Origin of the sequence: Bacillus cereus group sp. MG20, assembly GCF_040459885.1 — a bacterium.
In the GTDB taxonomy this organism is placed as follows: Bacteria; Bacillota; Bacilli; order Bacillales; family Bacillaceae_G; genus Bacillus_A; species Bacillus_A cereus.
Genome location: NZ_JARVHF010000001.1, coordinates 3090001 through 3092500 on the forward strand (window position 1 = coordinate 3090001; position 2500 = coordinate 3092500).

Here is a 2500-nt window from a genome sequence, read left to right on the forward strand (position 1 = left end):
ACAACAGGTTGATATTCCTGTACCACCTCTTTATCGTTTGAGCAATGGAGGGACGCAGAAGGATAGAAGAAGCGTGCGATTGGTTGTGCACGTCCAAGCAGTTAGGCTGATAAGTAGGCAAATCCGCTTATCGTGAAGGCTGAGCTGTGATGGGGAAGCTCCTTATGGAGCGAAGTCTTTGATTCCCCGCTGCCAAGAAAAGCTTCTAGCGAGATAAAAGGTGCCTGTACCGCAAACCGACACAGGTAGGCGAGGAGAGAATCCTAAGGTGTGCGAGAGAACTCTGGTTAAGGAACTCGGCAAAATGACCCCGTAACTTCGGGAGAAGGGGTGCTTTCTTAACGGAAAGCCGCAGTGAATAGGCCCAAGCGACTGTTTAGCAAAAACACAGCTCTCTGCGAAGCCGTAAGGCGAAGTATAGGGGGTGACACCTGCCCGGTGCTGGAAGGTTAAGGAGAGGGGTTAGCGTAAGCGAAGCTCTGAACTGAAGCCCCAGTAAACGGCGGCCGTAACTATAACGGTCCTAAGGTAGCGAAATTCCTTGTCGGGTAAGTTCCGACCCGCACGAAAGGTGTAACGATTTGGGCACTGTCTCAACCAGAGACTCGGTGAAATTATAGTACCTGTGAAGATGCAGGTTACCCGCGACAGGACGGAAAGACCCCGTGGAGCTTTACTGTAGCCTGATATTGAATTTTGGTACAGTTTGTACAGGATAGGCGGGAGCCATTGAAACCGGAGCGCTAGCTTCGGTGGAGGCGCTGGTGGGATACCGCCCTGACTGTATTGAAATTCTAACCTACGGGTCTTATCGACCCGGGAGACAGTGTCAGGTGGGCAGTTTGACTGGGGCGGTCGCCTCCTAAAGTGTAACGGAGGCGCCCAAAGGTTCCCTCAGAATGGTTGGAAATCATTCGTAGAGTGCAAAGGCATAAGGGAGCTTGACTGCGAGACCTACAAGTCGAGCAGGGACGAAAGTCGGGCTTAGTGATCCGGTGGTTCCGCATGGAAGGGCCATCGCTCAACGGATAAAAGCTACCCCGGGGATAACAGGCTTATCTCCCCCAAGAGTCCACATCGACGGGGAGGTTTGGCACCTCGATGTCGGCTCATCGCATCCTGGGGCTGTAGTCGGTCCCAAGGGTTGGGCTGTTCGCCCATTAAAGCGGTACGCGAGCTGGGTTCAGAACGTCGTGAGACAGTTCGGTCCCTATCCGTCGTGGGCGTAGGAAATTTGAGAGGAGCTGTCCTTAGTACGAGAGGACCGGGATGGACGCACCGCTGGTGTACCAGTTGTTCTGCCAAGGGCATAGCTGGGTAGCTATGTGCGGAAGGGATAAGTGCTGAAAGCATCTAAGCATGAAGCCCCCCTCAAGATGAGATTTCCCATAGCGTAAGCTAGTAAGATCCCTGAAAGATGATCAGGTTGATAGGTTCGAGGTGGAAGCATGGTGACATGTGGAGCTGACGAATACTAATAGATCGAGGACTTAACCATATAATATGTAGCAAATGTTATCTAGTTTTGAAGGAATATGCCTTCATAGTTTGGTGATGATGGCAGAGAGGTCACACCCGTTCCCATACCGAACACGGAAGTTAAGCTCTCTAGCGCCGATGGTAGTTGGGACCTTGTCCCTGTGAGAGTAGGACGTCGCCAAGCAAAAACCTAAGTCGTTTCGACTTAGGTTTTTTTGTGTTTATTTTTATTATTTAAAATAAAGAGGTAAGAATTACCTTTTTTAAGAATGTAGTCGAGATGTAAAAAGAATGTTTGTGATTTTATATAAAAAGGTTATGTAAAAAGTAGCACTCTAGCTCTTTTTACATAACCTTTTGTGTTTTTAAAGGATTTTACATAAGAAAAAATCTATAATTAAGGTAGTTAACATATATTTTTGATGGGTGTGGGGGATTATGAAAGAAATATGCATGTTATTAGTGGCTGTTATATTATGGGGGACAGCTATTGCGCCAACAAAATGGGCTTTAGAATCTATCCAGCCGTTTACTTTGTTGTTTATTCGTCTTTTCTTTGCAGGTGGAATTTGTATGCTATTTTCATTTAAGCAACTACAAAAATCAGTTGTACATAAAAAAGTTCCATGGAAAAGAATGAGTTTGTTAGCTTTTACCGGTGTAGCTGGGTATTTTATGTTCACATCGTACGGTATTTCTTTAACAAGTGGATTACATGTTAGTATCATAGATGCTGCATTACCATTAGTTACAATTCTTTTTTCAGCAATCTTCTTGAAAGAGAAAATTCGATTGAATTATTGGATAGGAATTATATTGGGTGCTATAGGAGTACTCTTTATTACGATTCCATCTAAAAGTGCTGATCAAGAAGTGTCTTTAATAGGAGATATACTGATATTATTAAGTACTTTTCTATTTGCTTTCTACACGGTTTTGCTAAAACGACCAAAACAAGAACAGTATTTATCAAACGAGGTTTTTACAACATTAACTTTAATTATTGGAGCTGTTATTCTAT

The 2500-nt window shown here is 44.8% G+C and carries 1 protein-coding gene and 2 rRNA genes (2 of these 3 running past the window's edge); all 3 read left to right on the top strand.

Translation table 11 applies throughout. The annotated features are described in order from the left end of the window. Positions 1 to 1498 (top strand): 23S ribosomal RNA (locus QCI81_RS15950) (it extends 1424 nt beyond the left edge of the window). A gap of 49 nt (positions 1499 to 1547) precedes the next feature. Then, positions 1548 to 1663 (top strand): 5S ribosomal RNA (gene rrf, locus QCI81_RS15955). Positions 1664 to 1917: 254 nt separating this feature from the next. After that, on the top strand, positions 1918 to 2500 hold the 5' portion of the coding sequence (locus tag QCI81_RS15960) for a DMT family transporter (protein ID WP_071731132.1). 338 nt of this gene lie beyond the right edge of the window; the window shows 583 of its 921 coding nt (coding positions 1-583); the start codon lies at positions 1918 to 1920; its stop codon lies off the right edge, out of view.